Below are 25,559 nucleotides of genomic sequence, written 5' to 3'. Positions count from 1 at the left end.
CAGCCAGATCCTCAATCACTGATCCCACCGGCAAGCGCCTGCCTTGTGCAGGCGCTTGCTCCATCTATCAGCTGTCAACCTCCAACCGTGCTTCCTGAGCGAATGAAGTACAGAGTGTCCCATGCCTTTCATGATGTACGAGAACCTGAGTGGCGCACAGCGTGTTGCTGCGCGGCCGATAGCCGATGCCCGTGCCCTGCAGGACTGGGTCGAATCCATTGATACGCGCGCCCGTGAGCGCTTGGGGCAAGGGCGGGTGGCGGACTATATTCCGGCACTGGCCGAACAGGACCCAAGCCGTTTCGGTATCGCCATCTGCACCACGGATGGCGAGGTTTATGCCGCTGGGGATGCCCAGGACAGTTTTTCCATCCAGAGTATCTCCAAGGTGTTTCTGCTGACCCTGTCGCTGCGCATCTTCGGTAACGATCTGTGGGAGCGTGTAGGTCTCAACCCCTCGGGGATGCCGTTCAACTCGCTAAGCCAGCTTGAGGTGGAGCGGGGCAAGCCGCGTAACCCCTTTATCAATGCCGGTGCCATCGTGGTGACCGATCATCTCGTGAGCGCCTACGCGGCTCCCTCTCAGTACCTGCAGGATGTGGTCAGGCGCCTTAGCGGCAACAACAGCGTGCTGATCGACCGGCGGGTACTCGATTCTGAGTGGCAGCACCGCTCGCGCAATGCCGCCATGGCCTATCTGATGAAGTCGTTCGGCAACATCGGCAACGAGGTGGATGATGTGTTGTACGCTTACTTTGCTTGCTGTGCGTTAGGCATGAGCTGCGTGGACCTGGCGGTTGCGTTCAACTATCTGGCGGCGTCGGGCTATTCACGCATGGCCGATGAGCGGATTATCGAGCCTGAGCTTTCGCGCAAGATCAACTCGATCATGTTTACATCGGGCATGTATGACGCGGCGGGAGAGTTTGCTTACCGTGTGGGGCTGCCAGCCAAAAGCGGCGTCGGAGGCGGCATTCTGGCCGTGGTGCCGGGGCGGCTGTCGGTATGCGTCTGGTCGCCGGCACTGGACGGTAACGGCAACTCTGTAGCGGGACAATATGCGCTGGAACTGCTCTCGGATGAGCTCGACCGGATGCTGCCTGCCCGGGTCAGTACTGACTGAGCAGGCCCAGTGGATGGGGCGTCAGGGCTTGATCTTGCACAGTTTGCTGAGTAGATCGTGCAGCTGCTCCATGTTCTCTTCCGAGAACTGCTCGGCCATCGCCTTGTAGCGCGCCTCCAGCGTGGGGCTGACCCGCTCGAACATATCCTTGGCCTGATCGGTCAGGCTGATCAGCACCCGGCGCTGGTCTTCAGTGGATTTGCGGCGCTGGATATAACCCTGCTGCTCCAATCGACTGATAATACCGGTCAGGCTCGGGCTCAGGATGCAGCACAGGTCTGCCAGCTGTTTCGATTCCAGTTCCTTGTACTCGTTCAACGCACGTATAACGCGCCATTGCTGCTCGGTCAGCGGAATCTCCTGCAGCGTCGGGCGGAAAAAGCTCATGGTCACTTCGCGTGCTTTCAGGAGTTTGAGGGGGATGGAGTCGTCAAATTTACGCATAGTGTCGGTACCGTGCCGATGGACGCATCTGCGGGCAGGTGGGTCAAATAGCTGAGTATGATATGGGTTTTAATTGTCGTTAATATATTAAATAAGGTCCAGTTAATCTTACGGATAATAAGCGGCACACGGGGCGTTGGCTAGGGGCAGCTGTCTGCCTCTAGCCCTGGTCATATTCGGTTCTTGTGTATTGAGTCTTCCCAGCACTGGGCATCGCGAAAACGCTCGGCCAGAAAGTCGAGCATGGTGCGCACCGTGGCGGGTAGGTGGCGGCGCGATAGATAGACACCCCAGATCACCAACTCGGGCGGGCTCCATTGCGGCAACAGTTCGACCAGTTCGCCGCGCTCGATCAGCGGGTTGGCAAGATAGGTGGGCAACTGCGCCACACCGGCGCCGGCAAGCGCGGCCTCCATCAGAATGGAGGCTTCGTTGGCGGTCAGGTTGCCCCTGATCTCCACCTGGATCTCCTCTCCCTGCCTGTTGCTGAAGCGCCACTCGCTGCGACCGAAATTGGTGTAGGTAAGGCAGTTGTGTTCCCTTAGTGCCTGCGGGTGGTCGGGAGTGCCCCGGGCCTTGAGGTAGTCCGGCGAGGCACAGATCACCGAGCGACAGGGGGCGATACGTCGGGCCACCAGGTTCGGGTCCAGTTCGCCGGTGGTGCGGATCGCCAGGTCCACTCGATCCTCGATCAGGTTGACGGCACGGTCGATCACCATCAGATCCACCGTCACATCGGGGTACTGCTGCAGATACTCGGCCACGGCGCCGGCCAGATGGGCCTGACCGAACGAGATGCTGGTGGTCATGCGCAACTGTCCGCGCGGCGAACTGTCGCGTCTTCCCACCGTTGACTGCAGATCCTGAGTCAGGGCCAGCATCTGCTCGCACTGGCGCAGACAGGCCTCGCCCGCTTCGGTCAACGACACCCGGCGTGTGGAGCGTTGCAGCAGGCGCGTTCCGAGCCAGCTTTCCAGCTCGCTGACATAGCGTGTGGCCTTGACGCGGCTGATATCGAGATGCTCGGCGGCGGCGGTGAAACCGCCCCGTTTGGCGACTTCGGCGAACACCTGCATGGCGGTCAAACGATCCATATCTGCTCACTTATTGAAATAATAAGTAACATTTTTAGGCGTATTTCATATCCAATCAAGAGGGTAGAGTGGCGTCATCTATTCGATATCAGAAAAGGAGCGTGAGATGACCGCATTCAAAACCCAAATCGTAGGAGCAGCAGCGACCCTGGCGCTGTCGATCTCGGCCATCACCGCCGTTCAGGCTGCGGAGCCGTTGTCTCTGCAGGTATTCAACGCTGACGCTAACAGTTTCCATGCCAATTCGGTGCTGATCAGCGGCGAGACGGAAGCGGTGCTGGTCGACACCCAGTTCACCCGCGCAGATGCGCACAGGCTGGTGGCCAATATCCTCAGCAGCGGCAAGACGCTGAAAGCGATCTATATCAGCCACGGCGATCCCGATTACTACTTCGGCGCCGAGGTGATTCGCGAAGAGTTCCCGGACGTGCCGGTGTACGCGAGCGCTCCCACCATTGAGTGGATTCGCAACACGGTCGAGAAAAAGGTCGGCTTCTGGGGGCCAAAATTGGGGGCCAACGCACCGCACTCGCCTGTGATCCCAGAGCCGTTGCCGGCCGAGGGGTTGAGCATCGAAGGCCATAAGCTGGTCGTCAGCGGTCCGAACGGTGACCAGTCACCCCGAGGCTACCTGTGGATTCCCGATATCAAAGCGGTGGTCGGTGGCGTCAATGTGTTCAGTGGATTGCACCTGTGGACGGCGGATACCCAGAGCAAGGAGGCGCGCCAGGACTGGGGGCGGACGCTCGAAGGTATCGAGGCACTGCAGCCGACGACCGTGATCCCCGGCCATATGGCAGAGGGCGCGCCGACCGGACTGGAGGCGGTGGAGTATACCAAGACCTACCTGAACACCTTCGAACAGGAGCTGGCGAAAGCCCAGGGGTCCGCCGACCTGATCGAGGCGATGAAGCAGCACTACCCGAACGCGGGCCTGGGGATCGCGCTCGATATCGGCGCCAAGGTCAGCACCGGCGAGATGAAGTGGTAAGGAGGTGGTGTGAGTAAACCGATACTGCACTACATCTATGACCCGCTGTGTGGCTGGTGCTACGCAGCGGAGCCCCTTATCCAGGCCGTTCAGGCACTGGAGAGGTTCGCACTGGTACTGCATGGCGGTGGATTGATGCGGGGGCAGCGGTTCGCACCGGCGATGCGTCAGCATATCGTCGCCAGCGACCGTCGCATTGGGCAACTCACCGGGCAGCTGTTTGGCGAGGCGTATCTGAAGGGACTGATACAGGATCCGGAGACGGTGATGGATTCACTGCCGCCGATCACGGCGATTCGGGCCGTCGAGGCGCTGGCCGGAGACGGTCTGGCGATGCAGGTGGCGATCCAGCATGCGCACTATGTCGACGGGCGCAGCGTGTCCGAACTCGATACCCTGGTCGAACTGGCCGTTGGCCTGGACGTGGAAGCCGAGGCGTTCCGCCGTGTTTTTGCGCAGCAGAGCGAATCGGTCATGGGTCATATCGATGACACCCGGCGGATGCTGGATGCCAACGGTGGCGGTGGTTTCCCCACCCTGTTACTGGAGACGGAAGGCGGCCTGCGTCGGCTCGAGGTCTCCAACTACTACGGTCAGCCGCAGCGCTGGACCGAGTTCCTGCATACGTTGCTTCCCCGCTGAGTTGACAGGGCTGGCGCTGTCCAGCCCTTATCTCGTCTATCTTTTCTTGGCTTGTCGGACAGGAAAGCAGGTATCCTTGCTCCACTTTCCCACTGACACAGCTCAAGATCAGCTATGGACCAAAACACCAAAAGCGGCGTTTTCTACGCCCTGACCGCCTATATTCTGTGGGCGATCGCGCCGGTTTACTTCAAGGTGATGAAGGATATCCCTGCCCTCGAGATACTGGCTCACCGTATCATCTGGTCCTGCATCATTACGCTTGGTCTGATCCTGCTGCTCAAGAAGCGCCACATGTTGATCGCCGCGCTACGCTCGAACCGTGCGCGTTGGGCGCTGCTCGCCTCCACGGTGTTGATCGGATTGAACTGGGGTGTCTTTATCTGGGCGGTTAATGCCAACCTGATGCTGAGCGCCAGTCTGGGCTATTACATCAATCCTTTGATCAATATCCTGCTGGGCATGCTGTTCTTTCGTGAACGCTTGGATCGAGTGCGTGCGCTCGCTGTCGGACTATGCGTTGTCGCCGTGCTGTTCGAGTTGATCCAGTTCGGGCGTCTGCCCTGGGTTGCCCTTGTTTTGGCGTCCACCTTCGGATTGTACGGCCTGGTGCGCAAGAAGCTCGGTGTCGACAGCTTTACCGGCATGGCGCTGGAAACCGGCCTGTTGTTACCGGTTGCAGCGGGCTATCTGTTGTTCAGTAGCGGTACGGGCAGCGAGCCGGTTCAGCATACGGCCGTGACCTATCTGCTGCTGTTTGCTGCCGGTCCGATCACCATGGTGCCGCTGATGTGTTTCGCGGCGGCGGCGAACCGCATCAGTCTGACCGCGCTGGGGTTCTTTCAGTACATCTCACCGAGCGGCATCTTCTTGCTGGCGGTGTTTGTCTACGACGAACCGATGAGCCCGAGTAAGCTGATCACCTTTGGGCTGATCTGGAGCGCGCTTGCGATCATGACGCTCGACTCTCTGCACAAATGGCGCAAGGCAAAGCGGCTGCTGCGATCTGGCGGTAGTACCTTGTCTGGCCGTTCAGTCCCGAAGTGAGCGCAGGTTATTAAACAGCTTTTCCAGCAGTGCATTGGTGCGGTGGATCTGTGAGTTGCTAAAGCCTTTGAAACTGCGTTTGAAGATGCTGCTGACCGAATCCCTGACCTCGTTCAGGTTGCCATAGCCTTTTTCGGTCAGGGTGACCAGTGTGACGCGACCATCGCTGGCAGAGGTTGTCAGCTCTACCAGCCCCTGATCCTGCATGCGATAGAGAATCTTGGTGATGGTCGGCAGCTTGGCGACGGCGTGTTGGGCGATCTCTGAGACGCTCAGCGGCTGATGTTCGTTCAGGATCAGCAGAATACGCCATCGCGGCAGATCCATGTCGATCTTCTTCAGTACCCTTTCCATCTCTTGGGTGTATAACGCATTCACCTGTGCCACCCAGTAGAACGGAAACTCCCGCCGTCTGAAATTATCGCCCAGCGGATCGTACATATCGGATTTGCTGCTCTTGCTCATGCCTGCCTTCTCGTCGTTTTCCGCACGGGGCTCAGTTCAAAAATAGTTGATTGGTCAAGTATACAGTGTCTTGTCTCTACCGTGCAGAGGCTGCATGGATTTTTGCTCAAGCTGGGGGCGCCATGTCCCGTAACAGTGCATGGGACTGCACGTTTTTGATGCCAATAAGCATAGTTTTGTGCACTTTTTTATAGCCTGTTTTGAGTCGTTATTTATGGGAATCGAACATCTCATAAATGGAAATTTATTTTTTTTCAGCAGCGAAATGACGAGGTTTTTGCGATGGCGGATAAGGGGGTTGTTTGTTTTTAAGTATATGAAAAATAATCAAATATTTGTGGAGATCAAGGCCTTTTTACTGGTTTCTAGATGTTTGTAAAAATAGTCTGCGTCAATTTGTATTGACCTCTGTCATAGGAAATTTGTCTCGCATATTAGTTGACGATTCAAGTGAATGGTGAAATTCTCAAGGCGTCTTCGGACGAACTGTTCAAGCGGTTGCATCCCTTGGCGAACACCTGAGATAGGCGAGTCTGATCATGTGTGTTTCTACAGAACCGAGCTGCCGAAAAATGTTGAAAAAACGAGCGTCCAAGACACAAAACTTCCTCGCCGGAAACAGCTCCGGCATGACAATAAATACGATTAAGGGAGCGGTGTACGATGCCAGCCCATCAGATCGATAAATCCCTTTGGGGCGGAGAGAAAGTCTTCGATGCCCTCTTGGCCGAGGTGCGCGAGCGCCGCGACGAATTCGAGAAACAGAAGCATATCTCGCAGGACATTATCGAGTCCTTCAAGGAGATAGGTGTCTATCGCTCCATGGTGCCCAAGACACTTGGCGGTGATGAACGCTCCCCGAAAGAGTTCCTGCAGATGGTCGAGGCGATCTCGGCAGCCGACGGTTCTGCCGGCTGGATCGCAAGCTTCGGCATGAACCCCGCCTACCTGGCATCGCTGCCGCCGCAGACCATCGACAAGGTTTGGGCACAGGGCCCCAACGTCGTGTTTGCCGCCGGTATCTTCCCGATCCAGCCGGCCAAACGTGTCGAGGGTGGTTACATCCTCAACGGACGCTGGAGATTCAGCAGCGGTTGCATGGGGGCGGATCTTCTCGCGGTTGGCATCCAGCCGGATGGCGGCGAACAGAAGCTGCCACTGCTGGCGGTGATGCCTGCCAAACAGGTCAAGATAGAGCCGAACTGGGATGTGATCGGCATGGTCGGGACAGGCTCTCACGATCTGGTTGTCGAGGATGTGTTTGTGCCCGACGAGTGGACATTCGTCCGTGGCAGCGCACCGAACATGGATGCACCGTTCTTCCGCTATCCCTCGCTCTCTTTTGCCTCCCAGGTGCTCTCTGTTACCACGGCGGGTCTGGCACGCGAAGCGCTGGATGTGATTCAGGGCATGGCCGCCGGTCGCAAGTCGGTGACCGGTGCCCCCAACCTCGGTGAGCGTGAGTACGTGCAGATCGAGGTGGGCAAGGCGGAAGCGCGCTACCGCTCCGCGCGTGCGTTCTTCTACGACGCCACCGACGAGGCCTGGAATGCCGTATTGGCCGGTGGCGAGCCAAGCCGCGAGCAGACCAATCTGCTGCGCCTCTCCACCAGCCACCTGACCCATGAGTGTGCCGCCGTGGTGCGCACCGCATATGAGTTGGCGGGTATGACCAGTGCTTACACCGACCACCCGCTATGCCGTGTAGCGCGGGATGCCATGCTGGCGACCCAGCATGCCTTCATGGGCGCGATCACCTTCAAGAATGCCGGCGCCATGTTCTTCGGTCATGAGCCGCTGCCCGGCTATCTGTAACTGAATCCACGGAGATAAACAGCATGAGCAATAACAAACCACTGCGCGTCCTGTTCTGCATGGGCATCAACCAGAACTTCATGGATGCACCGCGTGACGAACAGCTCGATGTATGGGCCGCATTTGGCCAGATGTGGAACGGCATCCACGACATGGAAGGGGTCGAGGTGATCGGCAATATGGACGACGACCAGAGCATGGTCGGCCCCTCCAGCGGCTACCCCTGGACCACCTATCTGCTCGCCGACGTGGCGGACTACGACCGGGTCACCGCCTGCTGCAACCTGTTCCGCACCACCGAAGTGGGCGCGGGACCCTACAAGCTGTGGCGCTACGCCAAGGTGGAAGCGCGCATCGGCCGCGAACTGATCGTGCAGCGTGCCTGAGGCCGTTTCCATGAGCGAACTGGAACAGTTGAAGCTGCGGGTATTCAGGCTTGAGGCGGCGCGCGAGGTCAGTGCCTGTCTGCATCAGTACATGCAGCTGTGCGACTACCTCGACGAGGGTTTCGACCTGGGGCCGCTCATGGCGCTGTTTACTGAAGACGCGATCTGGGAGGGCAAGGGCAAGCGCTATGCCGCGACGTTCGGTCGGCGCGAGGGGCGCGAGGCGGTGCGGGCGATGTTCGAGAAGTACACCCTGCCACCTGCGCATTTCGCCCTCAATGTGCACTTCCTGACCTCCGAACGGGTGCAGGTGCAGAGCGATACCGAGGCTGAGGGCAGCTGGGTGCTGTTGCAAACCGCCACCTTCGCCGACGGCCGCTCACAGCTGAGCAGTGCACTGCTGGATGTGCGGTTCAGGTGTGAGCAGGGGCGCTGGAAGATCGCCCACTTCTGCACCACCAGCCGCTTCAATCGCCCTGTGCAGAGCCCCTGGGACAACCCGCAGCCGCTGCCGGTGCCCGAAGAACAGATGACCGGCCTCGGCGCCGGAGAGAACGAATAAGAGAGAACGACAATGAGCCAGTTGATCGATATGAAAAACATCGGCCTGCAGGCCGCCGATATGGTGGATGTGGAGAAGGGCCGGGTGAAGAAAGAGCTGTACTCCAACCCCGAGATCTTCGAGGAGGAGCTGGATCTGGTGTTCAACAACACCTGGGTGTTTGTCGGCCACGAGAGTGAAGTACCGGAAGCGGGCAGCTTCAAGACCGCCTACATCGGTCGCCAGCCGGTGATCCTCAGCCGTGATCGCAAGATGAATCTGCACGTGCTGCAGAACCGCTGTCGCCACCGTGGCGCCACCGTCTGCGAGGCGCGCAAGGGCAAGACCAAGGCGTTCACCTGCCCCTACCACGGTTGGGGGTATGGTCTGGACGGCAGTCTGCGTGCACTGCCCAAGCCTGAAGAGTACGACGGCGTTTTCGACAAGAGCGAGATGCCGCTGGAAAGCCTGAGGGCCGAGAGTTATCAGGGCATGGTGTTCGCCACCTTCAATAACGATATCGAACCGCTGGAAGATTTCCTGGGCGGGGCGAAAAAGTGGATCGACCTGTTCATGAAACAGGGTGGCGGTTACCCGGTAAAAGTACTGGGCGAGCACCGCTTCAATTTCCCCGGTAACTGGAAGATCCAGCTCGAGAACACTACCGACGCCTACCACTTCCCGATTGTGCACAAGTCGTTCGTCTCCTCGCTGGACGAGGCCACCGCCGACATCTTCGACTTCCTCGACGGCGAGGGCTTCGTAGAAGACCTGGGCAACGGTCACAGCGTGATGGTGATGATTCCGCAACTGGTGGATCTGGAAGCCGATCTCGACCAGCCGATCCCGGAGCGTTTCTCGGCGCTGGCGCAGGCACTGCGCGACGAAGGCAAATCAGAAAACGAGGTGAAAAAACTGGTGCGTGCCGCGCACGGTACCGGCTTCAACCTCAACCTGTTCCCCAACGTTTCCTGCTCCATGGCGTTCTTCCGTGTGCTGCGCCCGGTCTCCGTCGGTGAAACCGAAATTCAGCACGTGGCCCTTGGCGGTGACGGCGCACCGGATGCGTTCAACCACAAGCGGATGCGTCTGCACGAACATTTTCAGGGCCCGATGGGCTTCGGTACCCCGGATGACGGCGAGGCCTGGGAGCGCGTGCAGAAGGGTTCCATGGCCGGCACCGATGGCTGGATTCTGGTCAATCGCGGCATGAGCAAGCTGCGCACCTCAGAAGATGGCAACCCGCAGGGCGCTGTGTGCTCGGAAACCGGCATGCGCGGTGCCTACCAGCAGTACAAAAAGATGATGGCCGCGGCAGAGGAGAAATAAGCGATGAAATCCAATACCCAACTGCTGGCGCAGGTCACCGAGTTCATCGGCTATGAAGCGGACCTGCTCGATCACAAGGCGTACCAGGAGTGGCTTTCGCTGTGGACCGACAGCGGTCTCTACATCGTGCCGACGGACCTCAACGAGACCGACTACCTGAATACCCTGAACCTGGCGCTGGACGACGCCGACATGCGCCGCATGCGTGTCGCCCGGCTGGAAAACGGTGAGTCGGTATCGGCCATCTCCGTCGGATCCACGGTGCGCATGGTATCCCGAGTGCGCATCCTCGAAGCCGGTGACGACCTGGTGATCGCACGCTGTGCGATGACCCTGAACGAGCTGCGCCACGGCAAGCTGGTGACCTATCCGGCCAATGTGGAGTACACCCTGAAGCCGACCGCCGAGGGCCTCAAGCTGGAACAGAAGGTGGTCAAACTGCTCCACGCCGACGGCTTCCTGCGCACCGTCAGCTTCATCTTCTAAGGAGCGACGGCCATGGGTAACCCAACACACACACAGATTGCGCTGGTCACCGGCGCGGCCCAGGGACTGGGCCAACATATCGCCCAGCGTCTGCATGCGGCGGGTTTCAAGGTTGCGATCAGCGATATCGACGGCGAGGCGGCGCAACGCGCTGCCCGTGCGCTGGACGCCAGCGGCGGCACTGCCATGGCGGTGTCGCTTGATGTGGCCCACCGGACGGACTTTGAGGCGGCACTGGCTGCCGTGGTCGATCGCTGGGGTGAGCTTCAAGTGCTGGTGAACAACGCTGCCGTGACCCGTGCAACACCGGTGATGGAGATCGACCTGCAGGAGTTCAACGAGGTGGTCGGCATCAATCTGGGCGGCACCTTCGCCGGCTGTCAGGTGATCGGCGGGTACATGGCCGGACAGGGCTACGGCCGCATTATCAACATGGCCTCGCTGGCCGGGCAGAACGGGGGCACCTCCACCGGTGCCCACTATGCCGCGTCCAAGGGCGGGATCCTGACCCTGACCAAGGTATTTGCCAAGGAGCTGGCGTCACGGGGCGTAACCGTTAACGCCATCGCCCCCGGCCCGATCGATTCCCCGATGGTCAAGGCGCTGGTTCCCGAGGAGCGTCTGCCGACGCTGCTGTCTGCAATTCCGGCGGGGCAGCTCGGCGATGCCGACTTTATCGGCGACATGGTGGTTCAGCTGGCTCGGCCCGAAGCCTACTTCGCGACCGGTACCACCTGGGACATCAACGGCGGCCTATTCATGCGCTGAGGTAATGCCAATGACTAGCAGTATCAATGAAACCCTGATCCGCGCGACGGTGACCCGCCGTGAGAATCAGACCGACGACATCGCGTTGTTTGAGCTGTCCGCTGCGGATGGTTCTGCGCTGCCCCCCTTCCAGGCGGGTGCGCACATCGACGTGATTCTGGATGACGACACCATTCGTCAGTACTCCCTGAGCAATGCGCCGGGGGAGGGCGTGTATCGGTTGGGAATTCTCAACGACCCCAATTCCCGCGGCGGCTCGAAACGGATCCACGCAGAACTTGAAACCGGTGCCGAACTGACCATCAGCGCACCGCGCAACCATTTCCCACTGGAATTGGCGGCCTCGCACAGCCTGCTGATCGGCGGCGGTATCGGCATCACGCCGATGATCGCCATGGCCTATGCGCTGAAGGCAGCCGGGCGCTCGTTCGAGCTGCACTACTGTAGCCGCAGCGAGAGCAAGGCGGCGTTTCTCGCTGAGCTCAAGCGTGAGTTCGGCGAGCAACTGGTGCTGCACTTTGACGATGCCGGCGATGCCGCACGCATCGACCCGAAAGCCCTGTGCCAAGACGCAGTGCAGGGTAGCCACGTGTACGTGTGTGGCCCCGGCGGCTTCATGGACTGGGTGATCGAGCAGAGCAAGGCTGCGGGCCTGCCGGATGCGCAGATCCACTTCGAATACTTCAGCGCCGAGGTCGATATCAGCGGCGAGGCGTTTGAGGTGTTTGCTGAAACCAGTGGCGTGACCGTGCAGGTCGGCCCGAATGAAAGCATCGCGACGGCGCTGAAAGCGGCGGGGGTGAAGGTGCAGATGTCGTGCGAGGAAGGCGTGTGCGGCACCTGTATCTGCGATGTGCTCGAGGGTACGCCGGATCACCGTGACCACTTCCTGACCGAGGAGGAGAAAGAGGACAACGACCAGATCGCACTGTGTTGCTCACGGGCAAAAAGTGCGCGTCTGGTTATCGATATCTGAAGCCAGCCGTCGCCGACGTGGGCGCTTCATAGCACTGCATAACGACAATAAACGGGAGAGTGAAAATGAACAAGCTGATCTCACTGACATGTTCTGCTGTACTGGCGCTGCTGGCGATGGGCGCTCAGGCTGAAACGCGTTTGACAATGTCGTCCTGGCTGCCGGCGGGGCATCCGCTGGTCAAGGATGTAATGCAGCCCTGGGCTGCCAATGTGGAGCGCGCCACCGAAGGCCGGGTCAAGATCGTGATTCTGCCCTCTGCACTGGGCCATCCCAAGATGCACTACGATATCGCCCGCGACGGTCAGGCCGATATCACCTATGGAGCACAGGGCTACACGCCGGGCCGCTTCGCGCTGTACAAGATGGTCGAGTTTCCCTTCGCCGGTGACAGCGCCGAGCGTACCTCGGTCGCGTACTGGAAGGTCTACAACGACTATCTGGCCAAGGCCGGTGAGCACAAGGATGTCAAACTGCTCGGCCTGTTTACCCATGGTCCGGGCCAGATTCACAACAGCAAGCACAGCGTGAACTCGGCGGCCGATCTCAAGGGGCTCAAGATGCGTGTCGGTGGCGGCATCATGAATGACCTGGCCTCGGCACTGGGTGCCGTTACGCTGCAAAAACCCTCTTCGAGCATCTATGAACTAGTCTCCAGCGGCGTGGCCGACGGCACGCTGTTCCCGTTGGAATCGGTCGCTGCCTTCCATATCGAGGACAAGACCCGCTACACCACGCTGGTGCCCGGTGGTTTGTATAACTTCAGCTTCTTCGTGGTGATGAACCGTGACCGCTTTGCCAGCCTCTCGAAACAGGATCAGGAGGCGATCGACAGCGTGTCTGGCGAAGCGCTGGCACGGCTGGCCGGTCGTGTATGGGATCAGGTGGATGCCGATGGCCTGAACCAGCTCAAGGCCAATGGCAACGAGATCATTACGGCTGACGATGCCTTCATTGCTGAGATCCGCGAGAAGAGCGCACCGATGGAGGCCGAGTGGCTCAAGGAGGCTCAGGCCAAGGGTATCGACGGTAAGGTCGCTCTGGATGCGTTCCGCACGCTGAGCCACGCGCCGGTGCAGACCGCCGCGAACTGAGGAGGTCGAGATGAAACTCACGCTCAGTGGTGGTCCGGATGACACAAGCCGGGTTGAGCGGGTTCTGCGTCTGACGCTGGATTCCGTTGCGGTGATCATGATGTTCCTGCTGATGGCGGTGACGCTGGTCGATGTACTGGGACGTTATCTGTTTTCCGCGCCACTGGTCGGTGCCTTTGAATTGACCGAGTTGATGCTGGCAGCGGTGATTTTTCTGGGATTGCCGCTGGTCACCGCCGATCAGGGACACATCGAGGTGGACCTGATCGACTCGGCTGTGCGTGGCTGGCTCAGACCGGTTCAGCGGGTGCTGATCGATCTGGTCACTCTGCTCGCCTTCGGCGTGTTTGCCTGGATGCTCTGGCGTCATGCGATGAAGGTGCAGGCCTACGAAGACACCACCGCGGTGTTGGAAATTCCCTATGCGTGGCTTGCGTATCTGATGGCGGTGACCGCATCGCTGTCGGTACTGGCTCAACTGACGATCATGCTGCGTCGCCTGCGCGCGATGCTCGCCGGAGGTGAGGCGTAATGGAAGCGAGTCTGATTGGTTTTGTGCTGCTGATGGTGCTGATCCTGATCCGACTGCCACTGGCCATCGCCATGGGCATGGTCGGGGTCGGCGGGTTCGCCTGGATGCAGATGGTGGGATACGGCAACCCGCGCGGGCTGGATGCGGCGCTCAACATGATCGCCTCGGTGGCGTTCGATACAGGTCTTGCCTATGGCCTGTCGGTGGTGCCGCTGTTCCTGTTGATGGGCAACCTGATTACCGAGTCGGGTATGTCGAAGGAGTTGTACCGAGCCGCCAACGCGTTTCTGGGACACTTCAAGGGCGGCCTGGCATTGGCGACCGTGGTCTCCTGCGGTGCGTTCTCGGCTGTCTGCGGCAGCTCCATGGCGACGGCGGCGACCATGTCCAAGGTGGCGCTGCCCTCCATGCGTGAATACCGCTACTCCGATGGCCTGGCCACGGGGGCGATCGCGGCCGGTGGCACTCTGGGCATTTTGATTCCGCCGAGCGTGATTCTGGTGATCTACGGCCTGATGACCGAGAGCGATATCGGCAAGCTGTTCATCGCCGGGCTGATTCCGGGGCTGATCGGTGTGCTGATGTATATGGCGGCGGTGGCCTTTGCGGTGCGTATCAATCCGCAGAGCGGCCCGGCAGGTCCCCGCTCGAGCTGGCGTGAGCGCCTGCAGGCGATGAAGGGTGTCTGGGGTATCAACCTGATATTCATCATCGTCATGGGCGGTATCTATGCCGGCATATTCACGCCCACCGAGGCGGCCGGGATCGGTGCATCCGGTGCCTTCCTGATCGCACTGTTCTCCGGTCGCTTGAATTTCATGATGGCGCGACGGGCGCTGAGCAATGCGGCGCGTACCACCGCCATGCTGTTCTTCCTGGTGATTGGTGCGGTGATCTTCTCCAACTTCATCAACCTGACAGGGCTGCCGGTGATCATGCGTGACTGGGTACTGGCGCAGGGCGTAAGCCCGATGCTGGTGATCCTGATGCTGATCGGGGTGTATCTGCTGCTGGGCTGTGTGCTGGAGAGCATGTCGATGATCCTGCTCACGGTGCCGGTGTTCTACCCCATGGTTGAGGCGCTGGGCTTTGATCTGATCTGGTTCGGCATCCTCGTGGTGGTGGTCACCGAGATCAGCCTTATCACCCCGCCGGTGGGCATGAACGTCTTCGTGCTCAGAGGTGTGGTGCCCGACGTGAAGCTGTCCACGATCTTCAAGGGCGTTACACCGTTCTGGTGTGCCGACATCCTGCGCCTGTTGCTGATCGCTACCGTACCCTCGCTCTCCCTGATGCTGCCCCGCGCCATTGGCTAAGGCAGGACGAGGTGCGCCCGAACAGGCGCTAAACGAATGCAAACCGATAAAAACAAGAGAGGACACTCCAATGAAAAAAGGCATTATGCGTCCCGGCCATGTGCAGATCCGGGTGCTGGACCTTGATGAAGCGATCAAGCATTACGTCGATCTGCTCGGCCTGATCGAAACCGACCGTGACGCCCAGGGGCGTGTCTACCTCAAGGGCTGGACCGAGGTGGACAAGTTCTCCGTGGTGCTGCGCGAAGCCGACACCGCAGGCATGGACTTCATGGGCTTTAAGTGCATCAGCGAGGATGTGGTGAATGCCCGCCGCGAAGAGCTGCAGGCGTTTGGCTGCGAAGTGGAGAATATCCCCGAGGGTGAACTCAGCGGCTGTGGCCGTCGTGTCCGTTTCACCGCGCCGAGCGGTCATGCCTTTGAGCTGTTCGCGACCAAGGAACAGCCAGGCAAGTGGGGCGTGGGCGAGAAGAATCCGGAAGCCTGGCCGCGTGGTATCAAGGGGATGCAGGCGCAGCGTTTTGACCACTGCCTGCTCTACGGTACGAACCTGGACAAGACGCTCGATCTGTTCCGCGACGTGCTGGGCTTCGATCTTGCCGAGCAGGTGGTGACGCCGGACGGTTCACGCGTGGCGCAGTTCCTCACTGCGAGCATGAAGGCGCATGATGTGGCGTTCATCGATCATCCGGAACCCGGCAAGTTCCACCACGCTTCATTCTTTCTGGAAACCTGGGAGAGCGTGCTGCGCGCGGCGGACCTGATCTCGATGACCGATACCTCCATCGACATCGGCCCCACACGTCACGGCCTTACCCACGGCTCGACCATCTACTTCTTCGACCCCTCAGGTAACCGCAACGAGGTGTTCTGCGGCGGCGACTATCACTATCCCGACCATCCGCCGGTGACCTGGGATGTGGATCAGCTGGGCAAGGCGATCTTCTACCACGATCGGGTATTGAACGAGCGCTTCCTGTCCGTACTGACCTGAGGCCTGAGGCGGGACGACCGGGCCGTGGGCTGTCCCGCCGTTTTCTCCAGCGGCCATCACCATCAAGCAGTTCAAGCGGGGTTCCCCATGTCTATCGATGCTAAAGATTTCCGCCGTGCGTTGGGCAAGTTTCCCACCGGCGTGACCGTTATCACTACTACCGACGACCGGGGTGAGCGTATCGGCGTGACTGCCAGCAGTTTCAACTCCGTCTCCATCGAACCGGCACTCGTGCTCTGGAGTATCGACAAGGGCGCCTACAGCCTGCAGGCCTTTACTGAGGGCCGTTACTTCACCATCAACGTGTTGCGTGACGATCAGGTCGAGATCTCCAACCGTTTTGCCCGACGCGGCGACGACAAGTTTGCCGGACTCGAGATGCTCGAAGATGCCAACGGTTGCCCTCGCGTACCGGGCGCGGCGGCCTGGTTTGCCTGCCGCACCTGGAGCGTTTACGACGGCGGCGATCACTTCATCATCGTCGGTGAAGTCACCGACTACGGCTATGAAGACAACGTCGGCTCGCTGGTTTTCCACAACGGCCGTTACGCCGTGCCCGAGGTTCACCCCGGTGTTCGCGACATGCCAACCCCGCCGGTAACCGGCGGCTTTCTCAATGATTACCTGCTCTACCAGATGCATCAGGCGCTCTCGGCCTGTCGGGAGAGCTTTTATCCGACCCTGACCCGTCTGGGGATAACCGCCGAGGAGTGGCGCGTGCTGTCGGTGCTGGCCGATGCGCCGGACACGCCGGTCGAAGCGATCGCTCAGCAGGTGTCGCAGCCGGTGGCGAGCCTTCGCGAGACGCTGGAGTGGCTGCGGGACAAGGGGCTGATCGACAGCGAATCCACGCTCAGCGACAACGGGCGTGCACTGATCGACCGCGTACGCAGCCTTGCAATCGAGCATGAGCAGCAGGTGCTCGGACGGTTGAGCGAATCGCAACGTGACGTACTGAAAGAGTGTTTGCGCATACTGGCAGCGCCGGTGGCGCACTGATCTGAGTCGTTACAGTCGGTATGTTGTTGGTGCCATTCGCCGCTGGCGACCTGGATGATCCAGTGAGCGTTTTCAATAACGATTTGAGATGGAAAAGTGACAATGGCTGAGGCTGAAGCGTTGAACATACTGGGGCTGCGTCAGGCGCTGCTGGCGATCGAGCGCGGCGAGTGTACGGCGCTCGATATTATCGAGGCCTGTTTCGACCGTATCGAGGCGCGTGAGCCCGAGGTGGGTGCCTGGCAGCTCAGGCTGAGCCGTGAGGCCTATCTACAGCAGTACCGCCAGCAGCAGGCCGCCTACGAGGCCAGTCCGCTCAAGGGGCTGCCGGTGGGTATCAAGGACATCATCGACACTGCCGCTATGCCCACTGAGATGGGCTCGTCCATCCACACCGGGCGGCAACCGGTGGACGACGCCAGCTGTGTCGCGATGCTGCATGACGCCGGTGCCATCACGCTGGGCAAGACGGTGACCACCGAGTTTGCCTACTTCAAGCCGGGGAAAACGGCTAATCCGCGCGATCTGACACGCACGCCGGGCGGCTCCTCCAGCGGCTCTGCCGCTGCGGTGGCCGACGGTATGGTGCCGATAGCGTTGGGCTCCCAGACCGCGGCTTCGGTGATTCGACCGGCCGCCTATTGCGGTGCCGTGGGCTTTGTCGCAAGCCGTGGCGAGCTCTCGCTGCGTGGCGTCCAGCCTCTGGCCCAATCGCTTGATTCTCTCGGCCTGTTCGCGCGTCGGGTCGAAGATATCCAGTTGCTGCACGCACTGCTGTTACGACAGGCGCAACCGCTCTCGTTTGAGGCCGAGATCAAGCCCCGACGCATCGCGCTGTGTCCCGGGCAGCGGATAGGGGAGAGCAGTGCCGAGATGAACGATGCACTTAATCAGCTGGCCGAGCGCCTTCAAGCGGCCGGTGTCGACTGTGTTCAGGTTGCCGAAGATGGTCTGCTTGAGCAGATGGTGGAGCATCATCAGCGGATCATGGCCTATGAGGTTGCACGCAATTTGGCTTATGAATCACGCTTCCCCGATCAGCTGAGTGAACCGCTCTCTCAGCTGATCGATTCCGGCCTTGGGCTTGAGCATCGACACTATCTGGACTCGTTGCTTGCCGCCCAAAGCGGTTGCGAGCAGCTCTGGTCGCAACTCGGTGAGGTGGATGCCATTCTGGCGCCTGCCGCGCCGAGCGTGGCACCGCTTGGGCAGGGCAAAACTGGTGCGCCGCACATGAGCCGACCCTGGCAGGCGATGGGCCTGCCGGTGATTACCGTGCCGGGGATGCAGGATGATGCCGGGCTGCCGCTGGGTGTGCAGCTGATAGGGCGCGCCCGCAATGATGCCCTGCTGTTGCAACAGGCGCTCTGGCTTGAGTCACTGATCGCGGCGCGCTAGCCGCGTTATTCGGCCTGTGTGCAGGGTGTTGTGTTGAGCGCCGAGAGTGCTTGAAGGCTGTCGGCCCACAGCGCCTTGAGCGCGGCCTGCTGTTCGTCCGTCACCCCGCCTTCGACTTCCAGCTGTCGGCACATCTCGGCCATCTGTTGCAGCCCGAAGTTGGCGCTGGCGCCTGCCAGCTTGTGCAGCAGCGCCGGCTGCTGCGCACGATTCGCCTGCTCCAGTTCATCCAACAGTGCTTCGCACTGTGTCCGCATGGTATCGAGCAGCTCCAGCATCCGCTTGTCGCCGAGCATGCGCCGGTGCTGGTTGAGCAGGGCGAGATTGAGGGTGCCGTCGGCGTCGGCGGTACTGCTCGATGGGCGTGGCGGAGACTCAATCTGACCCACGGTGCGCACCACCTGTTCAAGCTCTTCGAACTGCAGGGGTTTGCTCAGTAAGGTTTCAATACCGGCCTCCTTGCAGCGGCGGATCTCCGGGCGGGTAACCGCAGCCGTCAGCGCAACGACCGGCACGTTCGCCTTGGCAGCATCTCGGTGGGCGCGCATGCGGCGGGTGGTTTCCAGACCGTCCATATCGGGCAGGTGGATATCCATCAGCACCAGGTCGTAATCGTTGTCGTTGTGCATCGACAGCGCCGTGTAGCCATCGTCCGCGATGCTGACATGGTGACCTTCGGCGCGCAGCAGACTGGCGGTGACCTCCTGATTGATGGGCGTGTCTTCCACCAGCAGTATATCCAGCGCCTGCTTGGGCACGCTCGGTGTGGCTGACGTCGCTGCCTGTTCAGGCGCAGTGGACTGATCAGCGATCCGGTAGGGCAGTTCAACCCAGAACAGTGAGCCGTGTCCAGCCTGGCTGTCGAATCCGATCCGGCCATGCTGCTGTTCCACCAGCTTGCGGCAGATCGACAGGCCAAGGCCTGTGCCGCCGTAGCGTCGGGTGATCGAGCTGTCGGCCTGACTGAAGTGCTGGAATATGCGATCGTGCGCCTCGGGCGGGATGCCGATGCCGCTGTCTTCAACCTCGAAACGGATCAGATGGCCGTCGGGGTGACTGGCCACAGGGCGGGCCTTGAGCACCACATACCCCTGGTCTGTGAACTTCAGCGCGTTGCTGCACAGGTTCATCAGCACCTGGTTCAGCGCCCGGGCATCGCCCTGTACCCGAGAGGGTAACGCCGGGTCGAGTCGCAGAATCAGGTCGATCTTCTTCTCCTGTGCCATCGGGGTGAGCAGGGTCTTGAGCTGCTCAAGCAGTTGGCGCAGCTCGAAATCCTCCGCCTCGAAGGTCATCTGGCCCGCTTCAATCTTGGTGAAATCCAGCACGTCGTTGAGGATGGCCAGCAGGGATTGCCCCGACTGGTAGATTGACTCGACCTGTTCGCGCTGGGCCGGATTCATCGCCGAGCGCTTGAGCAGCTGCGCCATTCCGAGAATGCCGTTCATCGGCGTGCGTATCTCGTGACTCATGGTGGCCAGGAACTGGCTCTTGGCCTCGCTGGCCGCTTCCGCCTTCTGGCGCGCGAGATCAGCGAGCTCTTTCGCCTTGCGCTCGCCGATATCGGTGAGCGAGCCCTCGTAATAACGAATCGCGTTATGCTCATCGGCAATGCGGTGTGCCGATATGGACACATGCAGATCGCTGCCATCCTGCCGCTGCCAGCGTGTTTCAAGATCGTTGACGCGGTTGCCATCTGTCAGTGTGGCGAGGAACAGCTGCCCCTCGTCGGGGTCGCTAAAGCAATCCATCACCAGATCGGTCACCTCATGCAGGAACTGCTCGGAGCTGTCATAGCCAAGCAGCGAGATCAGCGCCGGGTTGGCGGAGATCAGGCGGCCGTCGGGCGCGATGCGGAAGATCCCTTCACTGGCGTTCTCAAACAGGGAGCGGTATTCACGCTCGGATTGTTCAAGGCTTTTATACAGCTTGGCGTTTTCGATGGAGATCGCCGCCTGTGACGCCAATATTTGTAAGGTTTTTAGGCGTTCGCGGCTGAACACATCCCGGCTTTCACGGTGCTCAAGATAGAGAATGCCGGTCAGTTCGCTGTGGTAGAGAATGGGTATGGTGAGCAGCGAACGGGGCTGCTGCTGACGGATATAACTGTCGGACTGGAACATCTGGTGCTCAACGGCGTTGCCCAGCACCACCGGATCTTTGGTACGTGCAACAAAGTTGATGATGCTCAGCGGCAGCATATCCGCGCCTTCGGTCAACGGTATGGCGGTAAACAGGGCCGGTGTCTCGTCGATGCGGGTTTCCGCTTCGATGAACAACTGCTGCTGGCGGTACATCACCAGTATCGCCCGTTGTGCACCGGCGTTCTGAATCGCCAGGCGCATCAGGCGACTGAGCAGTTTCTCCAATACGATCTCGTCGGAAATCGCCTGTGAGGCGTTAATGACCGAGCTGATATCCAGTGTCTGGTTGTTGAGCTCGCGGCGGCCATCCGCGCTTGCGGTACGCGACTCCACTGCGACCGGGCGCGGGGGTTCCAGATCAATCTCGTACTGAGACTTCATCTGTTGCAACTTGGCCCGGGCCCCGAGTTCGGCATAGAGCCGGTAGGCGTCCTGCAGGTAGGTGCGTGCAATTCCCGGCTTTTGCCACTCCTGATAGAAGCGTCCAGCCAGCTCGCAGGCCATCGCTTGATCGAGCTTAAGCCCGTGTTGTTGAGCATGTTCGATCGCTTTTTCGTACAGGTTCATGGCGCTGGTGTAATGCCGCCTGCTGCGCAGCAACTCGGCGCTGAGCAGTTCGTAGTGGTGCAGCCGGTTATCCGGTGCAAAACGGGCGAGCCTGCGTATGTAACGTTGGGCGTGGCGTACGGTCTTAAGCCGGGCCGGTTGCGTCAGAATACTGGTGGTGGGCAGTAACTGGATAATGCTCAGGGCGTTGATCATCATCAGCCAGAGTACGGTAAAGGTGCCGGATACGGAATCGCGCAGCTCAAGACCGATCTCGCTGTGATGATAGGCTGCTTCCATGTCGCCGAAGATAAAACTGAGCAGCGCCTTGTAGAAATGGTGCAGACAGATGGCGGTGCGGTGATTCTCGCGGGTGAGTTCGGCGAGATCGCGATCCTCGCGATAAAAGCGGCCATCGAGGCGGGTCGGATTGCTGTTCTGCCCGCGCATGTTTTCCATGGTTTGCAGGATGAACAGCGAATATTGCAACGACTGCTTCTGACCGGACTGGCGCAGAAGCTCGGTATCTTTTTCAAGCCGCGGTTGCAGTTGATCGAGATTCTGACACAGGGGGAAGGCGTACTGTATGTACGCGGCCAGCGCGTAGGCGCCCCACTCCATGTCGCCGCAATCCAGCGCCTGCTGATGGGCATCGAGCAGCGAGTCGCGGCAGACCGCTAGCGGCTCACGATAGTGGCGGATATAGCTGTTGAACAGCGACAGGGTGCGGTGATGCTTGGCCGTGGCGGGCATCCGCTTGTCGAGTTCCAGTGCCAGCAGGCCGAGCCGGTAGCCCTGATCGATATCTGCCATCTTGCCGCACAGCACACCGCCGTATCCGGCGAAGGCCAGCGCAGAAGAGTCGGATAACCCGCGGGTCAGCGTCAGCTCGACCTGCTTGGCCATCAGCATCGGGCGCAGCCCCGAACTTGAGAACTTGACGATGCCGAACATGCCGGTAAGCAGGGGCATTGCTGCCAGCAGCGTAGGCTCGTGCATCGATTTCAGGTAGGGCACGCGCTCGGGCGGCGTGCGTTTAAGCAACCATTTGACGCGGTTGGCGATCCAGGCGTTTTGAAACGGTGTCGGGTGCTCAGGCAGCTCGACGCCGAGTTGGTGGAGCAGCGTCAGCGCGGTACTCAGTGCTTCACTGAACTGGTTGTTGGCCACCTGAGACTGGATCCTGACCTCGTGTACACGCACGCGATCGAGCAGGTTCTGGGCATGCTGCTCCACGGTGAGAATCAGATTGTCCATCAGCGTCTGTTCGCCGCGAATGTTGGCCACTTCGGCAGCCAGCGTGTGAAGACCCAGGGTCAAGGAGTACTGGTTCTGCCAGCTATCCTGCGGCAGCAGTGACAGGCCGCGCTTGAGGTAATCCATCGCCACGTCGAAGGCGGCGGATTCTCGTGCCCGGGTGCCGGCGCGCAGGTTGAGTCTGGCAAGCTCCACGCACTCATGTGTCTCGTCGATCAGCGCCGAGGCCAGATTCAGGTGGTTGGTGATCTCGAAGATGCGGTTGTCGATCTCATCCAAACTTAGGCTGCGCCAGAGTTGGCGCCCTACCTCCAGATGCAGGGATTCACGTGCCTGTTCCGGAATCAGCGAATAGGCGGCCTGCTGAACGCGGTCGTGGATAAAGCGGTAGCGGGTGTTGATCTGGTCAGTCTTTTCAAACACACGGTACTGATCGTCCAGCGGTACGATCAGGCCTTCGGTTATCGCCGGCCAGAGCGCGTCCACCGCCTCTGATGGCAGCAGCTTGCTGACCACCGACAGCGTGCGCAGGTTGAAACTGCCGCCGATACTGGCGGCCAGCGGCAGCGTGCGCTGGGTGGCGGAGGGCAGCCGCTGGATCTTACTGACCATCAACGACACCACGTTGTCCGTCATCTCGCGCGCCTGAATAGCGTTCTCATCCCACTGCCAGCGCTGCTCGCGGAAGCTGATCAGCCCCTCCTCATGCAACGCGTAGAGGAACTGGCTGAGAAAAAACGGGTTGCCCTGGGTTTTGCGTATGCAGATGCGGGCCAGATTCTGGCAGGACTGTGCGTCACGGCGCAGGGTGTCGGCCAGCAGCTGGGACACCTGTTGCAGGTCCAGCGGCCCCAGCTGCAGCTCGATCACCGGTTTTTGCAGCCGGCGCAGCCGCTCCAGCGTTTTTTGTGGTGCAGGTTCTAGCTCCTGATCGCGAAAGCTGCCCATCAATAGCAGATGAGCGCTCTCGCCGCTCTCCACCAGCGTTTCGATCAGTTGCAGCGAGGCGTGGTCGGCCCAGTGCAGATCGTCTAGAAACAGCAGCATCGGGCGCTCAGGTGTGGCCAGCACATCGAGCACGCGGATAAACAGACGCGAAAAGCGGCGCTGCTCTTCGGCGGGAGTGGCAGTGGGCAGGCTCGGCTGGGGGCCGATGATCAGCTCAAGCTCCGGTATCAGTTTCAGCAGCATCTGGCCCTGACCGCGCATGCTGGTATTGAGCTCGGTACGCAGCTGCTGGATCGCCTCTTCCGGCTCGGTCAGCAGTTGTCTGACCAGCGATTGCAGCGCCTGAACGATGGCGAAGTAGGGGCGGTTGCGACGGTATTGATCGAACTTGCCGCTGCTGAAGTGACCGCCGAGTTCGTTTACATATTGCCGCAGCTCATGCACCAGACTCGATTTGCCGACACCGGCATAGCCGCTGATCAGTACCAGCGTCTGTTTACCCTCCACGGCCCGGTCCATCAGCCCGCGTAGCTGTTGCAACACTGCTTCGCGCCCATAGAGGCGCTGCGGGATCTGGAACTGGGCGGCAATATCCTGTTCGGCCAGCTCGAAGGTGGAGATGCGGCCATGCTGGTTATGCTCTTTCTGACAGCGGCGCAGATCGTGGATAAGCCCCACGGTGGATTGATAGCGCTGGGCGGCATCCTTGGCGAGCAGTTTCAGAATGATGCGCGAGACCATCTCCGGCAGGCGCGGGTTGATGCGGCTGGGCGAATCCGGCGCACGGGCGATCTGGTTATGGACCAGCTCTATATCCTGACCGCCGAAGAAGGGCGGCCGACCGGTCATCAGCTCGTACAGGGTGGCGCCCAGGCTGTAGTAGTCGGTGCGATAGTCGATGGTGCGGTTGATTCGCCCGGTCTGCTCCGGCGCTATGTAGGCAAGTGTAGAGCTGCGCAGCGCCTGGGCATGCCAGTTGGGCTGCTCCCGGCTTAAGCGCGTGCAGTAGTCGAAACCGATCAATACCGGCTGCAGGGTGGTTGGATGCAGTAGCAGGTGGTCCGGGCTGATCTGTTTGTGGATAACCCGCGCCTCGTGCAGGCGGCCCACCAGTTCGCTAAGACGGATAGCGACCGGAATCCACTGGTGCCACGCCATCTGACGCTCGGAGATAAACTGGCGCAGCGGGATCGCCCCTGAATCTTCGAACACACCCACAAGTGAGGTATCGGTGGAGATCAGCTCCAAAGGGCGCAGAATGCCGGTGATCTTGAGTGAGGTGAGCAGCTCGTATTCATGTTGCAGCCGCCCCAGATCCTCGCGGCTGCACTGGGCAGGGTCCAGTTGTTTGAGGATGACCCGATGGTTGTCTTGCACGCGCACGGCGCGGCTGATCAGCACACCCTTGCGTCGGTGCAGGTGGCGGACCACCTGATACCCCTGTGGCGTGTTCATCTCTTCACATCGCCAGCGAACATGTAGCCGGCGCCGTGGGCGGTGAGTATCAGCTGGGGATCGGAGGGGTTGTCACCGAGTTTGCGTCGCAGCCGACCGATCAGTACATCCACCGAACGGTCATTCGGCGTCCACTCCCGGTCGTGGATCGCATCCATCAGCTGGTCGCGGGACATCACCTGGCCGGGATGGGTGACCAGTGTCTTGAGCAGCTTGAACTCGCCCTCGGGCAGGCGTTCGTTCTGGCCGTCGGCATGTCTGAGCTGGCGTTTGTAGGCGTCCAGCTCCCAGCCTTCGAAATACCAGCAGGCCCGTGAGGGCGACCCCGGTGCGCTCTGTACGGTATCCGCCGGTAGCATACGCCAGAGCAGATTTTTCGCCCGGACCAGCAACTCTCTCGGGTTGAACGGTTTGGTCACGTAATCGTCCGCGCCCATCTCGAGTCCGACGATGCGGTCGATATCATCCCCCTTGCTGGTGACCAGAATGATACCAACGCGCGAGGCGGCTCTCAGTTCCCGTGTCAGTGTGAGGCCGTCGCGCCCGGGAAGATTGATATCGAGCAGTACCAGATCGATCTGTTCGGTTTTCACCCGTGAACACAGGTCGTCGGCCTGATCGGTTTCGCTGACGCGATACCCCTCCTTCTCCAGATAGCTGACCAGCAGGGAGCGGGAGGCGAAATCGTCTTCGACGACCAGAATATGTGCGGCGTTCTGTGTCTGGGTCATGGTCTCTCTTCAGCGGCGCTTAATCGGAGCCAGCAGGC

General features: G+C 60.2%; 22 protein-coding genes. 17 read left to right on the top strand and 5 right to left on the bottom strand.

All coding sequences use genetic code 11. From position 1 onward, the window contains the following. Positions 1-121 precede the first annotated feature (121 nt). Positions 122-1,123: a glutaminase B gene (gene glsB, locus ADIMK_RS09580; RefSeq protein WP_368085828.1), complete on the top strand. Its 1,002-nt coding sequence runs from the start codon at positions 122-124 to the stop codon at positions 1,121-1,123. A 21-nt stretch (positions 1,124-1,144) separates the two neighbouring features. Here the strand turns inward: glsB and hpaR are convergent, their stop codons facing one another. Beyond that, positions 1,145-1,567, bottom strand: coding sequence for a homoprotocatechuate degradation operon regulator HpaR (gene hpaR, locus ADIMK_RS09575; protein WP_036186920.1), 423 nt, complete (start codon positions 1,565-1,567; stop codon positions 1,145-1,147). Positions 1,568-1,737: 170 nt separating this feature from the next. Beyond that, entirely contained in the window at positions 1,738-2,661 is a 924-nt protein-coding gene (locus ADIMK_RS09570; RefSeq protein ID WP_036186918.1) for a LysR family transcriptional regulator, read from the bottom strand. 106 nt (positions 2,662-2,767) lie between these two features. On the opposite strand from ADIMK_RS09570, the gene ADIMK_RS09565 reads away from it, so the two are divergent. The 3 genes from ADIMK_RS09565 to rarD all read left to right on the top strand — a co-directional run bounded on the left by ADIMK_RS09565 (position 2,768) and on the right by rarD (position 5,341). Continuing rightward, positions 2,768-3,652: an MBL fold metallo-hydrolase gene (locus ADIMK_RS09565; RefSeq protein ID WP_036186916.1), complete on the top strand. Its 885-nt coding sequence runs from the start codon at positions 2,768-2,770 to the stop codon at positions 3,650-3,652. Between the two features lie 9 nt (positions 3,653-3,661). Next, on the top strand, positions 3,662-4,294 hold the full coding sequence (locus tag ADIMK_RS09560; protein WP_036186914.1) for a DsbA family protein: 633 nt from the start codon (positions 3,662-3,664) through the stop codon (positions 4,292-4,294). A gap of 114 nt (positions 4,295-4,408) precedes the next feature. Beyond that, positions 4,409-5,341 (top strand): EamA family transporter RarD, encoded by a 933-nt coding sequence (gene rarD / locus ADIMK_RS09555; protein WP_036186912.1) that lies wholly within the window; start codon positions 4,409-4,411, stop codon positions 5,339-5,341. Here rarD and ADIMK_RS09550 read toward each other — a convergent pair. Continuing rightward, a complete protein-coding gene (locus ADIMK_RS09550) occupies positions 5,327-5,806 on the bottom strand; it encodes a MarR family winged helix-turn-helix transcriptional regulator (RefSeq protein WP_036186910.1) in 480 nt (159 codons plus the stop codon). The two genes, rarD and ADIMK_RS09550, sit on opposite strands and share 15 nt — an antisense overlap. Before the next feature lie 663 nt (positions 5,807-6,469). Here ADIMK_RS09550 and ADIMK_RS09540 point away from each other — a divergent pair. The 13 genes from ADIMK_RS09540 to ADIMK_RS09480 all read left to right on the top strand — a co-directional run bounded on the left by ADIMK_RS09540 (position 6,470) and on the right by ADIMK_RS09480 (position 18,440). Then, positions 6,470-7,621 carry an acyl-CoA dehydrogenase family protein gene (locus ADIMK_RS09540; RefSeq protein ID WP_051692814.1) on the top strand — a complete coding sequence of 384 codons (1,152 nt, stop codon included), beginning with the start codon at positions 6,470-6,472 and terminating at the stop codon, positions 7,619-7,621. 23 nt (positions 7,622-7,644) lie between these two features. Beyond that, the gene (locus tag ADIMK_RS09535) at positions 7,645-8,007 is read left to right on the top strand and encodes a hypothetical protein (protein WP_036186906.1); all 363 of its coding nucleotides are present in this window, start codon (positions 7,645-7,647) and stop codon (positions 8,005-8,007) included. A 10-nt stretch (positions 8,008-8,017) separates the two neighbouring features. After that, positions 8,018-8,569, top strand: a complete 552-nt coding sequence (locus ADIMK_RS09530) for a nuclear transport factor 2 family protein (protein ID WP_051692812.1) — start codon at positions 8,018-8,020, stop codon at positions 8,567-8,569. Positions 8,570-8,581: 12 nt separating this feature from the next. Then, positions 8,582-9,877, top strand: a complete 1,296-nt coding sequence (locus ADIMK_RS09525; RefSeq protein ID WP_036186904.1) for an aromatic ring-hydroxylating oxygenase subunit alpha — start codon at positions 8,582-8,584, stop codon at positions 9,875-9,877. A 3-nt stretch (positions 9,878-9,880) separates the two neighbouring features. Then, complete coding sequence (locus tag ADIMK_RS09520; RefSeq protein ID WP_036186902.1) at positions 9,881-10,363, top strand: aromatic-ring-hydroxylating dioxygenase subunit beta; 483 nt, start codon at positions 9,881-9,883, stop codon at positions 10,361-10,363. A gap of 12 nt (positions 10,364-10,375) precedes the next feature. Then, a complete protein-coding gene (locus tag ADIMK_RS09515) occupies positions 10,376-11,131 on the top strand; it encodes an SDR family NAD(P)-dependent oxidoreductase (protein ID WP_036186901.1) in 756 nt (251 codons plus the stop codon). Between the two features lie 10 nt (positions 11,132-11,141). After that, entirely contained in the window at positions 11,142-12,107 is a 966-nt protein-coding gene (locus ADIMK_RS09510) for a PDR/VanB family oxidoreductase (protein WP_051692810.1), read from the top strand. 65 nt (positions 12,108-12,172) lie between these two features. After that, positions 12,173-13,201 (top strand): TRAP transporter substrate-binding protein, encoded by a 1,029-nt coding sequence (locus tag ADIMK_RS09505; protein WP_036186899.1) that lies wholly within the window; start codon positions 12,173-12,175, stop codon positions 13,199-13,201. A 10-nt stretch (positions 13,202-13,211) separates the two neighbouring features. Next, on the top strand, positions 13,212-13,733 hold the full coding sequence (locus ADIMK_RS09500) for a TRAP transporter small permease (RefSeq protein ID WP_051692808.1): 522 nt from the start codon (positions 13,212-13,214) through the stop codon (positions 13,731-13,733). Next, positions 13,733-15,049: a TRAP transporter large permease gene (locus tag ADIMK_RS09495; RefSeq protein ID WP_036186898.1), complete on the top strand. Its 1,317-nt coding sequence runs from the start codon at positions 13,733-13,735 to the stop codon at positions 15,047-15,049. The genes ADIMK_RS09500 and ADIMK_RS09495 overlap by 1 nt, the downstream gene beginning before the upstream one ends. 70 nt (positions 15,050-15,119) lie before the next feature. Continuing rightward, positions 15,120-16,043: a catechol 2,3-dioxygenase gene (locus ADIMK_RS09490; RefSeq protein ID WP_036186897.1), complete on the top strand. Its 924-nt coding sequence runs from the start codon at positions 15,120-15,122 to the stop codon at positions 16,041-16,043. Positions 16,044-16,130: 87 nt separating this feature from the next. Next, a complete protein-coding gene (locus ADIMK_RS09485) occupies positions 16,131-17,042 on the top strand; it encodes a flavin reductase (RefSeq protein ID WP_036186896.1) in 912 nt (303 codons plus the stop codon). Positions 17,043-17,144: 102 nt separating this feature from the next. Beyond that, a complete protein-coding gene (locus tag ADIMK_RS09480; RefSeq protein ID WP_036186895.1) occupies positions 17,145-18,440 on the top strand; it encodes an amidase in 1,296 nt (431 codons plus the stop codon). Between the two features lie 5 nt (positions 18,441-18,445). Here the strand turns inward: ADIMK_RS09480 and ADIMK_RS09475 are convergent, their stop codons facing one another. Both ADIMK_RS09475 and torR read right to left on the bottom strand, forming a co-directional pair. After that, entirely contained in the window at positions 18,446-24,790 is a 6,345-nt protein-coding gene (locus ADIMK_RS09475; protein ID WP_036186893.1) for an AAA family ATPase, read from the bottom strand. Then, positions 24,787-25,521: a two-component system response regulator TorR gene (gene torR / locus ADIMK_RS09470; protein ID WP_036186891.1), complete on the bottom strand. Its 735-nt coding sequence runs from the start codon at positions 25,519-25,521 to the stop codon at positions 24,787-24,789. Before torR ends, ADIMK_RS09475 begins: the two co-directional genes overlap by 4 nt. Positions 25,522-25,559: the final 38 nt, after the last annotated feature.

It is taken from the genome of Marinobacterium lacunae (genome assembly GCF_000705555.1).
GTDB lineage: Bacteria > Pseudomonadota > Gammaproteobacteria > Pseudomonadales > Balneatricaceae > Marinobacterium_D > Marinobacterium_D lacunae.
This window is presented reverse-complemented; position numbering and strand designations above follow the sequence as displayed.

Excerpts from the sequence above, each read along its gene's own strand:
- hpaR (WP_036186920.1), bottom strand. The coding sequence starts at position 1,567 with ATGCGTAAATTTGACGACTCCATCCCCCTCAAACTCCTGAAAGCACGC.
- ADIMK_RS09510 (WP_051692810.1), top strand. The coding sequence starts at position 11,142 with ATGACTAGCAGTATCAATGAAACCCTGATCCGCGCGACGGTGACCCGC.
- ADIMK_RS09535 (WP_036186906.1), top strand. The coding sequence starts at position 7,645 with ATGAGCAATAACAAACCACTGCGCGTCCTGTTCTGCATGGGCATCAAC.
- ADIMK_RS09500 (WP_051692808.1), top strand. The coding sequence starts at position 13,212 with ATGAAACTCACGCTCAGTGGTGGTCCGGATGACACAAGCCGGGTTGAG.
- ADIMK_RS09565 (WP_036186916.1), top strand. The coding sequence starts at position 2,768 with ATGACCGCATTCAAAACCCAAATCGTAGGAGCAGCAGCGACCCTGGCG.
- ADIMK_RS09485 (WP_036186896.1), top strand. The coding sequence starts at position 16,131 with ATGTCTATCGATGCTAAAGATTTCCGCCGTGCGTTGGGCAAGTTTCCC.
- ADIMK_RS09570 (WP_036186918.1), bottom strand. The coding sequence starts at position 2,661 with ATGGATCGTTTGACCGCCATGCAGGTGTTCGCCGAAGTCGCCAAACGG.
- ADIMK_RS09550 (WP_036186910.1), bottom strand. The coding sequence starts at position 5,806 with ATGAGCAAGAGCAGCAAATCCGATATGTACGATCCGCTGGGCGATAAT.
- ADIMK_RS09475 (WP_036186893.1), bottom strand. The coding sequence starts at position 24,790 with ATGAACACGCCACAGGGGTATCAGGTGGTCCGCCACCTGCACCGACGC.
- ADIMK_RS09540 (WP_051692814.1), top strand. The coding sequence starts at position 6,470 with ATGCCAGCCCATCAGATCGATAAATCCCTTTGGGGCGGAGAGAAAGTC.
- rarD (WP_036186912.1), top strand. The coding sequence starts at position 4,409 with ATGGACCAAAACACCAAAAGCGGCGTTTTCTACGCCCTGACCGCCTAT.
- ADIMK_RS09490 (WP_036186897.1), top strand. The coding sequence starts at position 15,120 with ATGAAAAAAGGCATTATGCGTCCCGGCCATGTGCAGATCCGGGTGCTG.
- ADIMK_RS09515 (WP_036186901.1), top strand. The coding sequence starts at position 10,376 with ATGGGTAACCCAACACACACACAGATTGCGCTGGTCACCGGCGCGGCC.
- ADIMK_RS09530 (WP_051692812.1), top strand. The coding sequence starts at position 8,018 with ATGAGCGAACTGGAACAGTTGAAGCTGCGGGTATTCAGGCTTGAGGCG.
- torR (WP_036186891.1), bottom strand. The coding sequence starts at position 25,521 with ATGACCCAGACACAGAACGCCGCACATATTCTGGTCGTCGAAGACGAT.
- glsB (WP_368085828.1), top strand. The coding sequence starts at position 122 with ATGCCTTTCATGATGTACGAGAACCTGAGTGGCGCACAGCGTGTTGCT.
- ADIMK_RS09520 (WP_036186902.1), top strand. The coding sequence starts at position 9,881 with ATGAAATCCAATACCCAACTGCTGGCGCAGGTCACCGAGTTCATCGGC.
- ADIMK_RS09505 (WP_036186899.1), top strand. The coding sequence starts at position 12,173 with ATGAACAAGCTGATCTCACTGACATGTTCTGCTGTACTGGCGCTGCTG.
- ADIMK_RS09495 (WP_036186898.1), top strand. The coding sequence starts at position 13,733 with ATGGAAGCGAGTCTGATTGGTTTTGTGCTGCTGATGGTGCTGATCCTG.
- ADIMK_RS09525 (WP_036186904.1), top strand. The coding sequence starts at position 8,582 with ATGAGCCAGTTGATCGATATGAAAAACATCGGCCTGCAGGCCGCCGAT.
- ADIMK_RS09480 (WP_036186895.1), top strand. The coding sequence starts at position 17,145 with ATGGCTGAGGCTGAAGCGTTGAACATACTGGGGCTGCGTCAGGCGCTG.